At 46.9% G+C, this 782-nt stretch carries 1 protein-coding gene; it reads right to left on the bottom strand.

Annotated features, from left to right (window positions below; genetic code table 11):
• Nucleotides 1-8: 8 nt before the first annotated feature.
• Nucleotides 9-722 (bottom strand): response regulator, encoded by a 714-nt coding sequence (locus R8O10_RS24700; RefSeq protein WP_318191886.1) that lies wholly within the window; start codon nucleotides 720-722, stop codon nucleotides 9-11.
• Between the last annotated feature and the right edge of the window lie 60 nt (nucleotides 723-782).

The following is a 782-nucleotide window of genomic DNA, read 5'->3' as shown; positions in this document are numbered from 1 at the left end:
CTTCTCATTTATGCGTTCCATGCATCCGGCATTAGTAGGTAGCCTTTGCCGCGTACCGTAATGATTTTTTGAGGTGAGCAAGACGCGTCACCCAATTTCTTTCTAAGTGTTACGATGCGGTTGTCAATGGTTCTATCTGTACCGTCGTACTCAATCCCGCGTAACGTTTTGGTGAGCCATTCACGCGACAAGGTTTTCTCGGCATGAGTGGCGAGTACCCACAGCAAGTCAAACTCACCGTCGGTTAATGCGACAGGCTGTTGGTTCATAGTGCAGGATTTACGTAGTCGGTTTAAACACAACACGCCAATTTGTAAGCCGTTTTCTGGCGCTGGAGCGGCGCTTTCTTTCCTGCGCAATAACATACGGATACGAGCAAGTAACACGCGCGGTTTAATAGGTTTCGTGACAAAGTCATCGGCGCCAATTTCAAGCGCAGCGACGTGATCAAAATCGTCATCGCTTGCGGTAAGCATCAGAACTTTGCCTTTGTAACATTCACGGATTTGACGACAAACGCTCAAACCGTCTTGGCCCGGCAGCATCAAATCTAACACAACCAAATCGGGTTGAGTGTCTAAAATGGCGTTCGGCGCGTCGGTGCCGTTATCAATACAGCGGACGTCGAAGCCTTGTTCTACAAAGTACTCACCGAGCATATCTTGTAGTTTTGGATCGTCTTCGACAATGATAAGGGATGGCTTGATTTCTTGTTCGTTCATGTAAGGGATGTGTGCTGTATTAGATATCACTGAAAGTTAAACAAATTTGCGAGGTATTTC

This window comes from Vibrio sp. 1727, from assembly GCF_033344415.1.
In the GTDB taxonomy this organism is placed as follows: domain Bacteria; phylum Pseudomonadota; class Gammaproteobacteria; order Enterobacterales; family Vibrionaceae; genus Vibrio; species Vibrio alginolyticus.
This window is presented reverse-complemented; position numbering and strand designations above follow the sequence as displayed.